Annotated in this window: 2 protein-coding genes and 1 pseudogene; 2 read left to right on the top strand and 1 reads right to left on the bottom strand. The window is 34.2% G+C overall.

The genetic code is table 11. From position 1 onward, the window contains the following. Together Q0Q96_RS10860 and Q0Q96_RS10865 are read left to right on the top strand one after the other, a co-directional pair. Positions 1 to 124, top strand: a pseudogene (locus Q0Q96_RS10860) (IS1595 family transposase); the annotation flags it as partial. 69 nt (positions 125 to 193) lie between these two features. Continuing rightward, a complete protein-coding gene (locus Q0Q96_RS10865) occupies positions 194 to 1,564 on the top strand; it encodes a M20/M25/M40 family metallo-hydrolase (protein ID WP_293875270.1) in 1,371 nt (456 codons plus the stop codon). Positions 1,565 to 1,636: 72 nt separating this feature from the next. Here Q0Q96_RS10865 and Q0Q96_RS10870 read toward each other — a convergent pair whose 3' ends face one another. Further along, complete coding sequence (locus tag Q0Q96_RS10870; protein ID WP_293875272.1) at positions 1,637 to 2,470, bottom strand: hypothetical protein; 834 nt, start codon at positions 2,468 to 2,470, stop codon at positions 1,637 to 1,639. Between the last annotated feature and the right edge of the window lie 28 nt (positions 2,471 to 2,498).

Below are 2,498 nucleotides of genomic sequence, written 5' to 3' on the forward strand. Positions count from 1 at the left end.
TTTAGATGAATTTAGTTATCGAATTAATCGGTCAATTTACAAAGAAAATATTTTTGACCTACTAATTAACAGAATGATGAATACTCAAAAAGTTTTATATCAAGACATTATAATAAGTAAATAAATGAACGCCTCAATAAATATTTATGCAACCAAATGTTTTTTCATTTATTTTTGATAAAAAATTGTGCTGATGAAAAAAATCGTCTTATTTCTGTTGCTGTTCACATCCATGGTCAATTCTCAAAATAACGACCAAAAAATGCTTGCCGATATTTATAAATTCTCACTAACAAATTCGATGTGTTATCCGTGGCTTGGTGATTTGTCAAATAAAATTGGTTCACGCTTGTCGGGCTCTTTAGGTGCAGAAAAAGCGGTAAATTATACTAAACAACAATTGCAAGCTTTGGGTTTAGACAAAGTGTATTTACAAGAAGTATTGGTTCCAAAATGGGAGCGAGGTGAAAAAGAAACCGCCTTTATATTGGAAAACAAATCAAAAATAAGCGTTCCAATCTGTGCGCTTGGGGGATCTATTGCCACGCCAAAAACAGGACTTACCGCCGAGATTATAGAAATACACAGTCTCAAAGAACTAGAAACTCTTGGTACAGAAAAAATTAAAGGTAAAATAGTTTTTTACAACCGACCCTTTGAAGCAGAAAATATTGATGCGTTTAAATCGTATGGCAATTGTGTTGACCAACGCTATTATGGAGCAAAAGCCGCAGCAAAACAAGGTGCTGTGGGAACTATTGTTCGTTCGATGAATTTTAGATTGGATGATTTTCCGCATACTGGCGCGCAAAGTTATGGCGATTTGCCAAAAGATAAATACATTCCAACAGCCGCTATTAGTACAAACGGTGCGGAATTATTAAGCAAAAAATTAAAAGAAAACAGTAAATTGAAATTTTTCATGAAGCTTTCTTGTCAAACTTTTGACGATGTAGTTTCATACAATGTGATTGGCGAAATTACAGGTTCTGAACATCCAGAAAAGATTATGATTGTTGGTGGACATCTCGATTCATGGGATTTGGCGGATGGTTCACAAGATGATGGCGCAGGTGTGGTACAAAGCATGGAAGTTGTAGAACTATTCAAAAAACTAAATTATAAACCTAAAAACACCGTTAGAGTAGTGCTGTTTATGAATGAAGAAAATGGGGGAAAAGGTGGGAAGAAATATGAAGAATTATCAAAACTAAATAAAGAAAATCACATTTTTGCGCTCGAAAGTGATGCAGGAGGATTTTCGCCCAGAGGTTTTTCCTTTGAATGCGATGCAACCAATTTAGAAAAAATCAACAGCTGGAAATATTTATTTGAACCTTATATGATTCATAGCTTTACAGTTGGCGACACAGGTTCAGATATTGGACATTTAACATCTGCAAAAATCGTAAAAGCAGGTTTAAGGCCCGATTCGCAAAGGTATTTTGATTATCATCATGCTGCCAATGACAAATTTGATGCGGTCAATAAACGAGAATTGGAACTAGGAGCGGCAACCATGGCTTCGTTAATGTATTTGTTTGATCAATATGGAATTGATTAAGTAACGCGGCAATAGTATTAGTGTTATGAAACTTATTAATATTACACTATGATTTTGTTTTTACAAATTGTTTTACAGCTTGAAAATTCCACCAAAAGCAACAATTCTTTGAAAAAACAAAAAATGTTGTGATGCGCTGTCAGCAGGATCAAATGTCGTTCTTATATCGCTCATATTGATATAGCCGCTTTTTAACTCAGTTTGAATAAAAAAGTATTTAAAAAAGGTGAAATTCAGTCCCACTTTGGCCGAAACTCCAAAGCCTGATACGTGAAAATCATCATGTCTTTCTTTGCCTAATAATTTTGAATTTGTTTTAGGATATAACAAACCACCGCCAATACCTTCGGTAATATTCACTTGAAATTTATCCGTATTTTTAATTTTAAAAAGCTTGGAAATATCATCCACTCGACAGATTTCTGTATTTACATAGTTCAATCCATCGGTGTGTTCAAAAGTCAAAAATCCTTCATCAGTCAAATCAATAGTATGATTCCCAGATTGTAAATAGGTCCCGGCATACTGTGGATACGATGCTCCAACAACACCTCCAATAGTTGCTACTTGATTTTGATCCATCACATATTTCATGTGATCTAAACCCAGAGAAATATTATAATGGTCGTTGATAAAATATCCAATCCTAAAATTGGTTTGCGGAATTGTCATTCGCCCGGGATTTATGTAATCTATATGCCATCCTTTTGGTTTGTCGCTTGCGTGAACATCATAAAGCGTAAAATCGTAATCGGGACCTTTAAAATGGATGTCTGATGTAGAGAAATTTTCCCGATTTCCTCCCCAATAAATATACATTTTCCCTTTATTATGGGCGGTAAATTTATCGCGATTGAGTATTTTTTCTTGTGCAGTTATTGTTTGCATCAAAACGCAGATACTCATTATTGAAAATAAAATTAGTTTTTTTAAC

Source organism: Flavobacterium sp. (genome assembly GCF_025352015.1).
Classification (GTDB): domain Bacteria; phylum Bacteroidota; class Bacteroidia; order Flavobacteriales; family Flavobacteriaceae; genus Flavobacterium.